This is a genomic window from Euzebyella saccharophila (assembly GCF_014855495.1).
In the GTDB taxonomy this organism is placed as follows: domain Bacteria; phylum Bacteroidota; class Bacteroidia; order Flavobacteriales; family Flavobacteriaceae; genus Euzebyella; species Euzebyella saccharophila.
Genome location: NZ_JACYFJ010000002.1, coordinates 435,111 through 450,973, shown reverse-complemented (window position 1 = coordinate 450,973; position 15,863 = coordinate 435,111). Strand labels below are relative to the sequence as shown.

Sequence of the window (15,863 nt, the reverse complement as noted above, 5' to 3'; positions counted from 1 at the left end):
AAAAATGGCAATGAGTAAAAAGGAGCAAATAGAGGCTTTACGGCAAGAGTTGAGGGAGCACAATTATAATTATTATGTGTTGGATTCGCCTACGATATCAGATTATGATTTTGATATGAAGCTCAAAGAGCTGCAGAACCTAGAGGCTAAATTTCCTGAATTTTATGACGCAACTTCGCCAACCTTGCGAGTGGGCGGAGAAATCACCAAAAATTTTGATACGGTGGTTCACAACAACCGAATGTATTCTTTGGATAATTCCTATTCCAAGGAAGATTTAGAGGATTGGGAGAAGCGTATTCAGCGGATTTTGGGTGATGATCAAGTGGAGTTCACCTGTGAGCTAAAGTATGACGGGGCTTCCATTAGCCTTACCTACGAAAACGGTCATTTGGCAAGGGCGGTTACCCGTGGCGACGGTTTTCAGGGCGATGATGTAACCACGAACGTAAAGACCATTAAATCGGTTCCTTTAAAACTGAAAGGCAACTATCCCGAAAAATTCGACATCAGGGGGGAAATTGTGCTGCCATTTGAAGGTTTTGCCCAAATGAATGCTGAAAGAATAGAAAATGGGGAAGAACCCTATATGAACCCCAGAAATACAGCTTCTGGTAGTTTAAAGCTTCAAGATAGTTCAGTGGTCGCCTCTAGGCCCTTGGATTGCCTGCTTTATGGAATAGTTGGTGAGGGAACCGACATCAACAGCCAATGGGAAATGTTGGAAAAAGCACGTGAATGGGGCTTTAAAGTGCCTTCCGTGGCCAAATTGTGCAAGTCTACGGCAGAAGTAATGGATTTTGTGAACCAATGGGACTCGCAACGGCACAGTTTGCCTTACGAAACAGATGGGGTAGTGGTCAAGGTCAATAGTCTACAACAACAAGAAGAACTGGGTTATACGGCAAAAGCGCCACGTTGGGCCATGGCCTATAAATTTAAGGCGGAGCAGGTTTCAACAGTGCTTCATGAAATTACATATCAAGTGGGGAGGACAGGGTCTATAACCCCGGTGGCGAATTTAGAACCCGTTCTTTTGGCAGGAACAACCGTAAAAAGGGCCTCTCTGCATAATGCTGATCAGATTGCGAAATTCGACATTAGGGAACGGGATACCGTTTTCGTGGAAAAGGGTGGAGAAATTATTCCAAAAATCGTCGGAGTTGATTTTACCAAACGTCCGCAAGATTCGGAGCCTACACGATACATTGAAAATTGCCCAGAATGTGGAACGCCTCTATTGAGAACCGAAGGCGACGCGAAGCACTACTGTACCAATTACTATGGTTGTCCGCCACAAATTACCGGTAGAATTCAGCATTACATTTCTAGAAAGGGCATGGATATTGAAGGCTTGGGTGGAGAAACTGTGGAGTTGCTTTATAAAGAAGGTTTGATTACCAATTATGCCGATTTATACGAGCTGACCAAAGAGCAGATTTTGCCCTTGGAGCGTATGGCGGAAAAGTCTGCCGAGAATTTGGTAAACGGAGTGAAAGCTTCGGTGCAAATTCCGTTTGAACGAGTATTGTTTGCTTTGGGAATAAGGTTTGTTGGTGAGACCGTTGCCAAAAAACTGGCGAAAGCCTATAAAAATATCGATGCCTTAATGGCGGCTTCGGCGGAAGAACTAATGGCGATCAACGAAATTGGAGAGCGAATTGCGCATTCGGTAGTGGAGTTTTTTGCCAACGAGAGCAATTTGGAAATCGTTTCCCGATTAAAGAGTTACGGAGTACAATTTTCCCTTTCTGAAGAACAGCTGCAAAACCAAACGGATAAATTAAAGGGGCTGACAGTGGTAGTCTCAGGGGTGTTCGAAACGGTAAGCCGAACAGAATTAAAAAAACTAATTGAAGATAATGGAGGAAAGGTTGGCTCTAGTATTTCCTCTAAAACGTCTTATCTGGTGGCGGGCGATAAAATGGGGCCTAGCAAAAGAACCAAGGCCGAATCATTATCGGTTCCCATTATAACGGAAAAGGAATTTCTGGAAATGGTGCAATAAAAAAGTCGGACGAAAGTCCGACTTTTTTTATTTCAGGGAGAAGTTATAAAGGCTTTCGTCCTGAAATAATATTATATAGAATTACCACGACGGCAATCACGATTAAAATATGAACCAAACTGTTTGTTCCAATACCAGGTACTACACCCAGCATTCCTAGAAGCCATACTACAATACAAATAACAGCAACTAGCCATAAAAGACCTCTCATAATTGTGTGTTTTAGGATTAGGACAGCAATGTATTGAGTGTGAAGCGTTAAATGGAGTGCAATTCAATTTATAAGTAACCCATTAGGAAAGAAAAAAATATGCCCCTGTACTCTTTTTGGTAAAAGAAAGTAAGACTAAAATGAGAATTAAAAAGTTCAGTAAAAAAAGGTATTCGGTAAAAAAGTTGTTATCTCCCAATCCAAAATCCGAATAGATTTTATAACAGAAATAATAATTTCCGAAGAAGCACAAAACGAATAGTGTGGCCATAAAGGTTTTATAGGAAAGAGGGCGGGAAAGAAAGTTTTTCCAATTCTGAACTAAAGAGGGGTAAAAAAACTGGGCAAAGATTGGCCAAATAAATAGCAGGGGTAAGGCAAACAATCTTGATTCCCGGGCAAAGGCCGATAAGATAACAATGGGGGTGTTGATAAGTGCGGTTATCCAAAAAGCGATTACCAGGTTCGAAAACTGGTGCTTTTTCTTCTTAGGGAATAAGGTAATTAAAGCAAAAAAACTTAAGGTAAAATGTATGGACACAACAGATTCCAAAATGTTTTTCTCACTTTCAAAATTCTCTAAAAAACAGGACCATCTTCGGGTCATTTCTGTACTGGCATCTCCAAAAAGGTTATTGGCATACATGAAAATGGCTAAGTAGATAGTGTAAAACAGTACTGGTGTAAATACGAGGTAATTCCTTTTGATAAAAATTGATGCTGACAGCCATTTTACTCTTCTGTTTTCTAAGTAGAGTAGGGCCGGAAGCAATAAAATGGACGTTTCCCTTGCTATCAGGGCTAAACTGAAAAAGAGAACAAATCGGAATCGATTACCAGAGAAATAATAATTTAAAGCAATAAAAAGAAAGCAGTATTGTAAAGGTTCATCATAGGTGAAAACAGGTGGAAAAAAGGCGAAAAGAATGGAGAACGAACCAAAATACATTAGCATATTTATAATCGCCTGCCTTCGGCTTGCTTTCAAGGTCAACGAAAGTCGATACAATAGGTAGCCACTTAAGGCCAACAAGGAAAAATTTACAAAGATGAAAGCATAGCCCGCTTTTAATCCCAAAAGACCTATAAAGCCATACATCAATAGTGTAGTTAACGGTCTTCGGGCAAAAGGAGGCAGCTCCGCATGATAATCTATTTGTGACCTTAAAAAATGATGGGAGATTTTCAAGTTGTTTTCGTTTAGCATGCTATCCACTGCAGGCAGCATATGCAGACCGAAAATTAGACCACAAACCATAATTGCCAAGACCATAGGGGTGTAGGGGTGCTGGTACAAAGAAGGTAATTTTGACAATTCGAGCGCTTCTAAATTCTAAGTGAAATTAGCTAATTTTACAGTTTAAAATAAAGAAACCTGCTCAATAATGAACAAGCCGAAGACTTACCATGATTTTGAAATTACCTTAAATGATGAAAATCCACCAGAAAATTGGTTGCCCGAGTTAAAGGCGCTATGGTACGCAGGAAATGGTGAATGGGAAGCATCCCATGATATTGCACAGGATTTACATACGCAGGTAGGAAGTTGGATCCATGCCCATTTACATCGTGAAGAGGGAGATAAGTTCAATGCCGGATACTGGTACCGCATGGCCAACAAGCCGTTCTGTAAACTTTCTTTAAAAGAAGAAATCAAGCAGATTGCAGAATTTGTAATTGCTGAATCTTAGACAGTAATCGAGACTCCTTCCGCTTTGCCGTTCATGGCAGCATTAAAATAGAAATCTATTCGGCCTAAGTTAATACCAAAACAGCCGACTTGGTTCACTAAAATTTCCCGCTCCAGCTTGTTTTTTACAATAGTTGGCTTGTCTAAAAAAGTATGGGTGTGTCCGCCAATGATCAAATCGGTATATCGGGTGTTGGCAGCTAAGCTTAAGTCGCTTGGTTTAGACTCCCTTTTGTACTCGTACCCCAAATGCGAAAGGCAGATAACCAAATCACATGCTTCGGCTTCTTTTAAAGTGGTTTCGGTATCTTGGGCAATTTCAAAAGGATCTAAATATTCCGTTTCCTTGTAAAGTCTCTTGGTGACCAGGCCATTCAATTCAATTCCAAGTCCGTACACCCCAATTTTAATTCCGTCAAGCAAAAAAACCTTATACGGCTTTACGTGTTCGGCCATTACCGTATTCGTAAAATCATAATTGGCCGATAGCAGTTCAAAATTAGCATGCGGAATTTGGGCAAAAAGTCCGTCAAGTCCATTATCAAAATCATGGTTTCCAATGGTTGCCGCATCATACTTGAGCATGCTCATGAGTTTGAATTCCAATTCACCTCCGTAAAAGTTGAAGTATGGCGTACCTTGAAAAATATCGCCTGCATCCAATAATAAGGTATTTGGGTTTTCGTTTCTAATGCTATCAACTAACGTAGCTCTTTTGGCCACGCCACCTAAATTGGCATATCTGGAATGATCGGTTGGAAAGGTGTCGATATGACTGTGTACATCATTCGTATGTAGTATAGTGATATGTTTTTTTGCGTTAGAGCCGCAGGCGTTTAATGAAAGACCGCCCAAACCAATAAGTGCGGCAGAGGCACTGGTGTTTTTTATGAAACTTCTTCTTTTCATAGCGCTAGTTTTTCAATTTTATAAAACGGTCATCAACTTTTGGAGCTACGGTATCAACTTTTTTAAAGTAGTCGATCATCGCATTTCGAATAAGATAATCGGTATTTACCGAATTTACAGCATCCTTAAAAAACCCCATTCGGTCTCCGCCATTGAGCAAATAATTAGAAGTAGCAACATGGTATGTTTCAGTATCGTTCAGGGGCTTGCCTTGAACCTTTACGCTTTTAACATTGTTTTGGGCGTCTAAAATGATTTGCAGTCCAGCAACTGGGTGGGCACGTCCTGAATCGCGCAAGTAATTAACCATTTCTTGAACTGATTTTCCTGATAATTCAGCCACCACAATGGTGTTTTCAAAAGGCATTACTTCGTAAGCGGTTCTCGAGGAAATAGTTCCCTTGGAGATAATAGAGCGAATCCCTCCGTGGTTGAGAAGCACAAAGTCTATATTGTTTCCGGTTCTGGATTTGTAAATGGGGTTGGCCTCTGAAAGCACTACATCCGCCATAAGATTTCCAGCGGTCGTATTAAGTTCCCCGTCACTTTTTGAAATAGTAAATGGAGCAAAAGCCAGGGTACTGTCCAAAACTTCGTTGACCCTATTTCTATAGGGGGTTACAAAGTCTTCTATTTGTGCATTATTGGCGAGTACGGAATCTATCAGCACCTCTTTTCCTCTAATTTTAGAGAGTTCAATTTTACTATCCTTACAGCTAAAAAAAACGATGAAAGTTACAATTGTAACAAAATGTTGTATTTTTAAACCCATATTTCGTTCTATCTTCGCACAATAATATGCAAGGAGATTCTTTACATTTGTAGAGCACATCCCAATTTTGAAAAGTTGTGATCTAAAAAAATGTAAAAGTACATGTTTAAAGGAATAAAAGATAAGTTCAAGTACAATTCCGGCGTTAAATTTTTAAAGCAGGAATTGGCAAAAGAACTACCAACTGTTAACCGAAGTAGAGGTATAAGTTCTGTAGGCTGTATTGTGGATCTAGACGAATTTGAGGATGCCAGTGTTTTTTTTGAATTTGTTGAAGATTATAACCTAAGGCCAAATGCTGTTAAGATAATAGGGTATAAAAGTTTCTATGATAAAAACTCGCCATATTCCACACCTGTATTTTCCGATAAGGATTTGGGGTGGAACGGGGCTATTGAAAATAGTTACGCCCTAGAATTTTTGAGTAGGGAATATGATTTGTTGATCAATTACTATACTAAAGAAAATCTTTTGGTACAGTTAATGAGCATTAAGACCAAGGCTAGGTTCAGGGCAGGATTTAAAGATGTGGATATGGTTTACAATGACTTGATTCTAGATCTTCCTTTAAAAGACTTTAAAACCTTTAGAGCAGAGTTAAAGAAATACCTTGGTGTTTTAAACGAAATTGAATGATGAAAGAGCTAATTGGAACAGGAGTGGCGTTAATTACGCCTTTTAAATCAGATTTGTCGGTTGATATCGATGCCCTTCATAAAATCGTTAATTATTGTATTGACGGTGGGGTAGAATATTTGGTGGTTTTAGGCACCACTGGTGAATCTGTAACCCTGACCAAGGAAGAAAAACAATTGGTAATGGATACGGTTACCATAGCAAATGCGGGAAGAGTACCATTGGTGGTAGGAGTAGGAGGAAACAATACCTATGCAGTTATCGAGGAATTAAAAACTCTTGACTTAACCAATTATGAGGCTATCCTATCCGTTTCACCATATTATAACAAACCCACTCAAGAAGGGATTTTTCAACATTTTATGGCTATTGCAGAAGCATCGCCCAAACCTATCATTTTATACAATGTACCTGGTAGAACGGGTAGCAATATGTTGCCGGCCACGGTAGCCAGATTGGCCAACGCATCAGAAAAAATCGTTGCGATAAAGGAGGCTTCAGGCAGCATGGTTCAGGTACAAGAATTGATAAAGACTTGTCCTAAAGGTTTTCAAATCATTTCCGGAGATGACATCACAGCGTTACCCACCGTACTGGCTGGGGGCTCAGGGGTAATTTCGGTAATTGGACAAGGACTACCCTCAGAGTTTTCTGAAATGATCAGAGCAGGTCTTAAAGGTGAAGCGGAAGAAGCATATGCGTTGCACTACACCATGCAAGAAGGTATGGAACTCATCTTTCAAGAAGGAAACCCTGCAGGTATCAAAGCAATTTTTGAAGCACTTCAACTTTCAAGAGCATCCGTTAGATTGCCATTAATGGAAGCAACAGCTGGCTTAAAACAAAAAATACAGCATTTTATTAAGCCCTTTGTTAGGGTTACAGCTGGTTAAGGTCGCTACATCTTGTCAATTTTAACTTTTTTGATGAAATGGTAAAGGCTTTCTTTACGTTTGGTTGTTAAATCTTCTACAAAACCATTGCCTTGAAGATTCAATTACCCTACTTTCGGTATTTATTTTTGTTTTTTAAATCCGATAGGAATCCGTAATTTTGCAAAATGTTTTTTAAAATGAGACTGTTAGCCCCTATTTTACTTTTGACCATTGCCTTACAATCTTGTAGTGAGTATCAAAAAGTACTTAAAAATGAAGATGTAAAGGCAAAATATGATTTGGCACAAAAGTTCTATGAAGAGGGCGATATGAAGCGTGCTAACAGATTGTTTGAGCAAATTGCTCCCAAATACGTGGGCAAGCCTCAAGGGGAGAGAGTTATGTACTTTTTAGCCGACACCTATTTCCAAAGAAAGGATTTTAACATGGCAGGCTATCAGTTTGAGCGTTTTGTAAAATCATACCCTAAAAGTGAAAAGGTAGCAGAGGCTTCTTTTTATGGTGCCAAAAGTTACTTTGAATTGAGTCCTTCTTATTCCCTAGATCAAACGGATACGGATAAGGCATTAGCAAAACTGCAAAATTTTATAAATGCTTATCCTGATTCTGAATATTTTGATGAGGCGAATGCCATGGCCAAGGAATTGACCACCAAGAAGGAGAAAAAGGCGTACGAAATCGCGAAGCAATTTAATAAGTTAGGGGAATTCGATTTTAGTTTTTTGACCCCAGCGGTAGCCGCTTTTGATAATTTTATATCTGATTATCCTGGCTCCATTTACCGCGAAGACGCTATGTACTATAGGTTTGAATCGGCAACCCAATATGCTTTAAACAGTTTTCAGGTATTACAGAAGCCAAGGTTAAAGGAAGCGCAAGAGCACTATGCTACCTTGAAAAAGCAATACCCAAATACCAAGTACGCCAAAAAGGCAGATGATCTTATAGAAAAAGTAAATAACGAGTTAGAGGGGTCTACCCAACAATTAGAAGCAAAATAAATTTGTGCCACCATGAATATGAACGACTTGAAAAACTCCAGTGCATCCGTTTCTACTACTACTGTAAATAGAAACGAATTTGACGAAAAGACCGAAAATATCTACGAGGCTATTTCCATAACGGCCAAACGTGCCATTCAAATCAATTCTGAAATCAAAAAGGAGTTGTTGGAAAAATTGGAAGAGTTCGCTACATATAGCGATAGTTTAGAAGAGGTTTTTGAGAATAAGGAGCAGATTGAAGTTTCTAAATTCTACGAGAAACTTCCTAAGCCACATGCCTTGGCAGTAGAGGAGTGGTTGAACGATAAAATTTACCATAGAAATACCGAAAAATAGAACTGTTGAATGTTAGGCGGTAAAAACATCCTTTTAGGCATTACCGGAGGGATTGCCGCTTATAAGACTACATTTCTAGTTCGGTTAATGATTAAAGCTGGCGCTAACGTTAAAGTAATAGTAACGGATAGCGCCAGTTCTTTTGTATCGCCTCTTACTTTGGCTACCCTCTCAAAAAATCCTGTCCTTTCCTCTTTTGTACATGAAGAAAATGAAGAAACGGATTGGAACAATCATGTGGAGCTGGGATTGTGGGCAGATTTGATGGTGATAGCTCCTGCTACGGCAAACACCTTGTCAAAGATGTCTAACGGAATTTGTGATAATTTACTGTTGGCAACCTACCTTTCTGCAAAATGTCCTGTATTTTTCGCTCCGGCCATGGACTTGGACATGTACCAACATCCATCTACAAAAGCTTCCTTAGAAAAGTTGCAATCTTTTGGAAATATATTGATTCCCGTTGGTTCAGGTGAATTGGCCAGTGGACTCCATGGGGAAGGTAGAATGGCAGAGCCTGAAGAAATTTTACGTTCCATCAAACAGTTTCTTTTAGAAGGTCTTCCTTTAAAGGGAAAAAAGGTTTTGATAACCGCGGGACCAACCTATGAGGCCATCGATCCAGTGAGGTTTATAGGTAATCACGCTTCTGGTTTAATGGGGTATGAGTTGGCTAAGAGGGCTGCGCTGTTGGGAGCTTCGGTTATATTGGTTTCTGGTCCCACACATATTTCGGTTTCGAATGAGTTGATTAAGGTCCTGCGGGTCGTATCCTCGGCAGAAATGTATGAGGAAGTTCATGAGCACTATGCAGAAATTGACATTGCCATTGCAGCCGCGGCTGTTGCGGATTATCGACCAAAATATGTAGCGGATCAAAAAATTAAAAAGAAAGATGCTTCGTTGACGATTGAATTAGAGAAAACACAGGATATTCTCTTATCAATGGGCGAAAAAAAGAAAAATCAGTATTTGGTAGGTTTTGCCCTTGAAACTGAAAATGAGGTAGAAAATGCCAAAGGAAAACTTAAAAGAAAGAACCTAGATGCCATTGTCCTAAACTCTTTGAACGATAAGGGGGCAGGTTTTGGGCACGCAACGAATAAAGTAAGCTTTATTGATAACAATTACCAGATTAATTCGTTTGAACTAAAAAGCAAGACGGCGGTGGCCGAAGATATATTTGCCGAAATTTTGAAACGATACCATGCGTAATATTCTTTCTTTTTTTCTCTTTTTACTTATAGGGCTTACTTCCTATGCCCAAGAAATGAACTGTGTTATTACGGTAAATGCCGATCAGGTATCACAAACCAATCAGCAAATTTTCAAAACCTTGGAACGTTCCTTGAACGATTTTGTCAATAAAAACAAATGGACCAATAGAAAGTTCAAGGAGAATGAGCGTATCAATGCCCAGATGTTCATTACCATTACAAATTTTGAAAGCAATAGATTTGAAGGAAATATTCAAATTCAATCCTCCAGACCCGTCTTTAATACTTCTTATGATAGTCCGGTCTTTAATTATAAGGACGGACAATTTAATTTTGAATATATAGAGTATCAGCCATTGGTATTCAACGAAAATGTTTTTGATTCCAATTTGGTGGGGGTTATCTCATATTATGTTTATGTTATTTTAGGATTGGACGCGGACACCTTTTCTTTGGAAGGCGGTACAGAACATTTTAGAAAGGCGCAGCAGATAGTTACCCAGGCCCAAGGCACCAATTACGCTGGTTGGGACCAAAATACCGATCGTAGTCGTTTTGAGCTAATTGATAACTTATTGTCAAATACCTATAGGGAATATCGTATTGCCATGTATAATTACCATAGAAAGGGATTGGATATTCTTGGGGACAATAATAGTACTGGTAAACAGGTGATTGCAGGTTCCATGAAATTGTTTGAAACTATGATAAAACGCAGGCCCAATGCTTTTTTGATTCAGACATTTTTTGATGCCAAATCCGAGGAAATCCAGAATATTTTTTCCGATGGGCCCAAGGTGGACATCGTGCAATTAAAGGAAACACTTAATAATGTGGCTCCTTTATATTCCAGTACTTGGAACGACATTACATACTAATTCTTTCCGTTCACTTTTATGAATTATCTTTGCGTCAAGCAATGAAAATTTATACGTGCTAGCAAAACTTTCAATTAAAAATTACGCCCTGATCAATAATCTAAACGTGTCGTTTGGTGAAGGGTTTACATGTATCACAGGAGAGACCGGCGCCGGTAAATCCATTTTATTAGGTGGCCTTTCATTGGTTTTGGGTAACAGGGCCGATCTAAGTTCCTTAAGGGATAAGAACTCCAAATGTATCATTGAGGCGGAATTTCAGATTGCCAAGTATGACCTATCTTCTTTTTTTGAAAAGAACGAGTTGGAATATGATGACCTTACAATTATAAGAAGGGAAATTCATCCCAGCGGAAAATCCAGGGCCTTTATTAATGATTCTCCGGTTACTTTAAATATCCTATCCGATTTGGGCAGTAGTTTGATCGATGTGCATTCGCAACATCAGACCATGCAATTAACGGAAGCGGATTTTCAGCTAAGGGTTATTGATGCGCTTGCCGAAAACGGGTCGTTACTATCGGATTATAAACAACAGCTTAAGACCTATAAAAGATATGAAAAAGAACTGAGCGCCTTGCTAGAGCAGCAGCGAGAAGCTATAAAAGAACATGATTACAATACTTTTCTGTTAGAAGAACTCCAGTCCATTTCTTTAAAGCAGGGAATGCAAGAAGCCCTTGAAGAGGAATTTGAGCAATTGAACAATGTTGAAAATATCTTGGAACATCTTTCCAACGGGCATCAACTTTTAAATGATGAACAAGTGGGGCTGGTTAATTTACTTACGGAACTCAAGCAAATTTCAGGAAAATTAGCTGCCTTTGGTTCCCAATATTCGGAAATCAATTCTAGGATTCAATCCCTTTTTATAGAGGCCGATGATATTGCTACGGAATTTCAGAACCTACAGGAGGGTGCAGAGGCCAATCCGCAATTGTTGGAGGAAGTAAATGGAAAGCTTCAGCAATTATATGATTTGCAAAAGAAGCATGGAGTGCAAGAGGTTTCTGAATTGATAGACATCCGGAATTCTTTGGCTGAAAAAGTAGAAATTACCGAAAATTTGGATTCAGATATTCAGACCAAGGAAAAGAAGCTGCAAGAAAGTAAGGGTAAATTACAGTCATTGGCCAACGAATTATTGAAAAATAGGAATAAAGTAATTCCCCAATTGAAAAAACAATTGGAAAGTAGCCTTAAACCACTGGGCATGCCCAGTGCAACCTTTCAAATTGAACTCAAGGAAAGTAAAGAATTTAAATCAACCGGTAAGGATGAGTTGACTTTTCTCTTTTCCGCGAATAAAGGAGGTTCCTATGGAGAATTGAAAAAAGTGGCTTCAGGAGGAGAGCTTTCTAGGATAATGCTTACGATTAAGGCCATTTTGGCCAAGTATGAAAACCTTCCAACAATGATGTTCGATGAAATTGACACGGGAGTTTCCGGAGAAATTTCCAATAGAATGGGAGAGATTATGCAGGATATGAGTAAGACCATGCAGGTATTTTCAATTACCCACCTGCCGCAGGTAGCATCCAAAGGAAACCACCATTATAAAGTATTTAAGGAGGAGGATAGCGAGGGAACACAGACACAAATGAGAAAATTGACGGCAGAAGAAAGAGTGTCTGAACTTGCTGAGATGTTAGGAGGGAAGGATATTTCAGATTCGGCAATGGCCCACGCCAGACAGCTTTTGGCTTAAATATCTTTGGGTTTTTCCTATTTCATTTTTCTTAATGGAATACCTATTGGAAATTTCTACCTTTGTCAACTTATAAATAACTTTGAAAAATAACCTAGTCAAATCCTAACACATATGTCATTTAACTTACTTAAAGGAAAGAGAGGAATTATTTTTGGAGCTTTGGATGAAAACTCCATTGCCTGGAAAACAGCAGAAAGAGTGCATGAAGAAGGCGGAAGCTTTGTTCTTACCAATGCCCCGGTAGCCATGCGCCTTGGTCAAATTAAGGATTTGGCCGAAAAAACAGGCTCTGAAATTATTCCTGCCGATGCTACAAGTGAGGAAGATTTAGAGAATTTGATTACCAAATCCATGGAAATTCTTGGAGGTAAGATAGACTTTGTTTTGCATGCCATTGGTATGTCCATCAACGTTCGAAAAGGAAGGCATTATACAGATGAGAAGTATGATTTTACCACTAAGGGTTGGGATGTTTCCGCTCTTTCTTTTCATAAAGTATTGCAATCATTGTACAAGGCTGATGCCATGAGCGAGTGGGGAAGTATCGTAGCCCTAACCTATATGGCCGCCCAAAGAACCTTTCCGGATTATAATGATATGGCGGATAATAAGGCGTATTTGGAATCTGTAGCTAGGAGTTTTGGCTATTTCTTTGGAAAGGAAAAAAAGGTAAGGGTCAACACTATTAGCCAATCCCCAACCCCAACTACTGCAGGTCAAGGGGTAAAAGGTTTTGATGGCTTTATAAGTTATGCCGATAAAATGTCGCCTTTAGGCAATGCCACTGCTCTGGAGTGCGCAGATTATACCGTTACGTTGTTTTCAGATTTGACAAAAAAGGTGACTATGCAGAACCTTTTCCACGATGGAGGATTCTCTAATACAGGAGTAAGCCAAGAGGTTATTGAGCAGTTCTCTTAAGAATAAATTCTATTTTTTAATACCGCTGGCCCTAGGTTGGCGGTATTGTTTTTAAAGGACTTTTAGTAATACAATTTTTAGATGAATCCATCCTTCTCATTTGTTGTTCCCGTTTATAATAGGCCAGAAGAGGTCCGGGAATTAATGGAAAGTTTGGTAAGTCAATCCTATCAAAAAGCCTTTGAAATAGTCATTGTAGAAGATGGTTCTACCGTAAGTTCGGAAAACATCGTTCGTTCATTTCAAGAAGAGTTGGATGCAACAAGTTCCATAACCATTTCCTATTATTTTAAAAAAAATAGCGGGCCAGGAGATTCACGAAATTATGGAATGTCCATGGCAAAGGGCAATTATTTTATCATACTAGATTCAGATTGCATACTTCCGCCAAACTACTTGGAGGAAGTGGAGAAATCCTTGACCAAAGACTTTGTCCATTGCTATGGTGGCCCAGATGCCGCGCATTCGTCTTTTAGTCTTATTCAAAAATCGATTAATTACGCGATGACTTCGGTTTTGACCACTGGTGGAATCCGTGGGAATAAGAAGGCCATTGGTAAATTTCAGCCTAGAAGTTTTAACATGGGTATTTCTAAAGAAGCATTTGAGTCTACCAAAGGTTTTGGGTTTATTCATCCAGGGGAGGACCCAGACCTAACCTTTAGAATTTGGCAAGAAGGGTATTCAACAAAATTAATTCCTGAGGCCTATGTATTTCATAAACGCAGAATTGATTGGAGTAAGTTTTTTAAACAGGTTTCCAAGTTTGGGAAAGTAAGACCTATTTTAAATAAATGGCATCCCGGTACGGCAAAGATTACGTATTGGTTTCCAACTATTTTCACCTTAGGTCTTTTTGTTTCGCTACTTTTATTCGCATTGGGAATATCATTGCCGCTCTACCTGTATCTATTTTATTATATTCTTATTTTTCTAGATTCTTTATTGAAAAACCGAAATTTAGTCATTGCATTGTGGTCCTTGCTGGCAGTAAGTATACAGTTTTTTGGTTACGGATTTAGTTTTCTTAAATCCAGTATCTTGGTTAACTTTAGCAATAGAAAACCGGAACAGTTGTTTCCAGAACTTTTTTTTAAGCCCTGAAAAATACCGTATTACAAAAGATAGAGAGTGGACTCAAAAAGAGAAAAGTAAAAGTATTTCTAGTATTTTTTCTTTGCTCGGGTCTTATTTGGTTTATAAACAAACTTTCCAGAACGTACGTGAGCACAGCTCAATTTGATTTGGAGTTTGTAAATGTACCGGACAACTACCTTTTTGAAAAAGCCTCAAAAACCTCGGTTGATGTTAGGTTACGTGCAATAGGTTTTCAATTCTTAAGATTCAATTTTAAAAATAAGCAGGTATTTATAGATCTTTCTGAGTTGGAGGAAACATCCGCAAAATTTTTTGCATCCCCGGATATTTATAAAAAACAGATAGAAAGCCAATTGCCCGGAACCATGGCCTTGATGGATATTGATAATGATACGCTATATTTTGACATGTTGGCCGTTACTACCAAAAAAGTACCAGTTAAGGCCAAGGTAGAACTGGATTTGGCCAAAAATTATCTTTTGGACGGGAAAATGAAGATTTTACCTGATTCTGTTGAAATTACCGGTCCCAAAGATGAAATAGATACCATAGATTTTGTGAGCAGTGCCAAGCTTAGGTTGCCGGATTTGGCCTCGGGCTTTTCTGAAAGTGTGGATTTATTGCAATCACCTGAATTGGAAAATACAAGCTATTCCACGTATAAAGTTCAAGTACAGGGAGAAATCGCCAGATTTTCTGAAAAGGTGTATAAGCTTCCTATAAAAAAAATCAACTTTCCAAAGGGAGTTCAAGTGAGGACGTTTCCAGAAAATGTTTCGGTTTTATGCAAAGCTAAAATAAAGGTCTTAAAGGAAATCTCAGAGGAAGATTTCCAAGTAGTTGCAGATTTTCGCTCTCTAGAGGCGACTAATAGTAATTTTATTACTGTAATGTTGACCAAGACACCAGAAGGCCTACATAGTTCAAAATTACTTGAAAATGAGGTAGAATTTATCCTAAAACGAGAATGATAACCGTAGGTTTAACAGGAGGAATCGGTAGTGGAAAGACCACCGTCGCCAAAATGTTTCAAGAACTTGGCGTTCCGGTATATAACTCTGACAAAGAAGCTAAAACCTTGATGATTTCTAATGGCGAAGTCAAAGAACAAATCATTCAGTTACTAGGGGAGGAAGCGTATGTAGAAGGTATCTTGAATCGTGAATTTATATCTAAAAAAATCTTTAATGACCCCAAACTATTACGTTCAATGAACGCTATAGTCCATCCTTCGGTTAGAAAAGATTTTATTCTATGGAGAGAGGAAAAGGAAACCCCCTATGTTATTCAAGAATCCGCTCTCATATTTGAAACTGGTTCCCAGGAATTCTATGATCAAATTGTCTTTGTAACCGCTCCACAGGAAGAACGAATAAACAGAGTGATGTTGCGCGACCCCAACTCAAATAGAAAGAAGGTGGAAGAGAGAATAAGCAATCAATTGCCGGATTCTAAAAAAGCCCCTTTTTCTCATTTTGTCATTGAAAATCTTGATTTGAAAAACACTTACAAACAAGTGGAAGATATTCATTTAAAACTACTTACCAAGGCTAAAAAGACCGAATTTTAACATTTT

The 15,863-nt window shown here is 38.9% G+C and carries 17 protein-coding genes; 13 read left to right on the top strand and 4 right to left on the bottom strand.

Features of this window, described 5'->3' with window-relative positions; translation table 11 throughout:
- The first annotated feature begins 10 nt into the window (after nt 1-10).
- Nucleotides 11-2,008: an NAD-dependent DNA ligase LigA gene (gene ligA / locus IL355_RS08465; RefSeq protein WP_192461735.1), complete on the top strand. Its 1,998-nt coding sequence runs from the start codon at nt 11-13 to the stop codon at nt 2,006-2,008.
- Nucleotides 2,009-2,051: 43 nt separating this feature from the next.
- Here the strand turns inward: ligA and IL355_RS08460 are convergent, their stop codons facing one another.
- Together IL355_RS08460 and IL355_RS08455 are read right to left on the bottom strand one after the other, a co-directional pair.
- Nucleotides 2,052-2,219: a lmo0937 family membrane protein gene (locus tag IL355_RS08460; protein WP_192461734.1), complete on the bottom strand. Its 168-nt coding sequence runs from the start codon at nt 2,217-2,219 to the stop codon at nt 2,052-2,054.
- Between the two features lie 82 nt (nt 2,220-2,301).
- Nucleotides 2,302-3,516, bottom strand: coding sequence for a hypothetical protein (locus tag IL355_RS08455; RefSeq protein WP_192461733.1), 1,215 nt, complete (start codon nt 3,514-3,516; stop codon nt 2,302-2,304).
- Between the two features lie 88 nt (nt 3,517-3,604).
- On the opposite strand from IL355_RS08455, the gene IL355_RS08450 reads away from it, so the two are divergent.
- Entirely contained in the window at nt 3,605-3,910 is a 306-nt protein-coding gene (locus IL355_RS08450; protein WP_192461732.1) for a hypothetical protein, read from the top strand.
- On the opposite strand, the gene IL355_RS08445 is transcribed toward IL355_RS08450, so the two are convergent.
- Nucleotides 3,907-4,818 (bottom strand): bifunctional metallophosphatase/5'-nucleotidase, encoded by a 912-nt coding sequence (locus tag IL355_RS08445; RefSeq protein ID WP_192461731.1) that lies wholly within the window; start codon nt 4,816-4,818, stop codon nt 3,907-3,909. The two genes, IL355_RS08450 and IL355_RS08445, sit on opposite strands and share 4 nt — an antisense overlap.
- A gap of 4 nt (nt 4,819-4,822) precedes the next feature.
- Nucleotides 4,823-5,590 carry a 5'-nucleotidase C-terminal domain-containing protein gene (locus IL355_RS08440; protein ID WP_192461730.1) on the bottom strand — a complete coding sequence of 256 codons (768 nt, stop codon included), beginning with the start codon at nt 5,588-5,590 and terminating at the stop codon, nt 4,823-4,825.
- Nucleotides 5,591-5,692: 102 nt separating this feature from the next.
- On the opposite strand from IL355_RS08440, the gene IL355_RS08435 reads away from it, so the two are divergent.
- From IL355_RS08435 to coaE, 11 genes are all read left to right on the top strand, one after another.
- Complete coding sequence (locus tag IL355_RS08435; RefSeq protein WP_192461729.1) at nt 5,693-6,226, top strand: DUF6913 domain-containing protein; 534 nt, start codon at nt 5,693-5,695, stop codon at nt 6,224-6,226.
- Nucleotides 6,226-7,119, top strand: a complete 894-nt coding sequence (gene dapA / locus IL355_RS08430) for a 4-hydroxy-tetrahydrodipicolinate synthase (RefSeq protein ID WP_192462114.1) — start codon at nt 6,226-6,228, stop codon at nt 7,117-7,119. The genes IL355_RS08435 and dapA overlap by 1 nt, the downstream gene beginning before the upstream one ends.
- A 179-nt stretch (nt 7,120-7,298) precedes the next feature.
- A complete protein-coding gene (locus IL355_RS08425) occupies nt 7,299-8,123 on the top strand; it encodes an outer membrane protein assembly factor BamD (protein ID WP_225621161.1) in 825 nt (274 codons plus the stop codon).
- Between the two features lie 12 nt (nt 8,124-8,135).
- The gene (locus IL355_RS08420; protein ID WP_225621160.1) at nt 8,136-8,462 is read left to right on the top strand and encodes a DNA-directed RNA polymerase subunit omega; all 327 of its coding nucleotides are present in this window, start codon (nt 8,136-8,138) and stop codon (nt 8,460-8,462) included.
- Nucleotides 8,463-8,471: 9 nt separating this feature from the next.
- Complete coding sequence (gene coaBC, locus IL355_RS08415) at nt 8,472-9,677, top strand: bifunctional phosphopantothenoylcysteine decarboxylase/phosphopantothenate--cysteine ligase CoaBC (RefSeq protein WP_192461727.1); 1,206 nt, start codon at nt 8,472-8,474, stop codon at nt 9,675-9,677.
- Nucleotides 9,670-10,557 (top strand): type IX secretion system protein PorD, encoded by an 888-nt coding sequence (gene porD, locus IL355_RS08410; RefSeq protein WP_192461726.1) that lies wholly within the window; start codon nt 9,670-9,672, stop codon nt 10,555-10,557. The genes coaBC and porD overlap by 8 nt, the downstream gene beginning before the upstream one ends.
- Before the next feature lie 55 nt (nt 10,558-10,612).
- The gene (gene recN / locus IL355_RS08405; RefSeq protein ID WP_192461725.1) at nt 10,613-12,265 is read left to right on the top strand and encodes a DNA repair protein RecN; all 1,653 of its coding nucleotides are present in this window, start codon (nt 10,613-10,615) and stop codon (nt 12,263-12,265) included.
- 114 nt (nt 12,266-12,379) lie between these two features.
- Nucleotides 12,380-13,189: an enoyl-ACP reductase FabI gene (locus IL355_RS08400; protein ID WP_192461724.1), complete on the top strand. Its 810-nt coding sequence runs from the start codon at nt 12,380-12,382 to the stop codon at nt 13,187-13,189.
- Nucleotides 13,190-13,270: 81 nt separating this feature from the next.
- Entirely contained in the window at nt 13,271-14,293 is a 1,023-nt protein-coding gene (locus IL355_RS08395; RefSeq protein ID WP_192461723.1) for a glycosyltransferase, read from the top strand.
- Between the two features lie 119 nt (nt 14,294-14,412).
- Nucleotides 14,413-15,258: a CdaR family protein gene (locus IL355_RS08390; RefSeq protein ID WP_192461722.1), complete on the top strand. Its 846-nt coding sequence runs from the start codon at nt 14,413-14,415 to the stop codon at nt 15,256-15,258.
- Nucleotides 15,255-15,857 carry a dephospho-CoA kinase gene (coaE, locus tag IL355_RS08385; RefSeq protein ID WP_192461721.1) on the top strand — a complete coding sequence of 201 codons (603 nt, stop codon included), beginning with the start codon at nt 15,255-15,257 and terminating at the stop codon, nt 15,855-15,857. The genes IL355_RS08390 and coaE overlap by 4 nt, the downstream gene beginning before the upstream one ends.
- Nucleotides 15,858-15,863 lie beyond the last annotated feature (6 nt).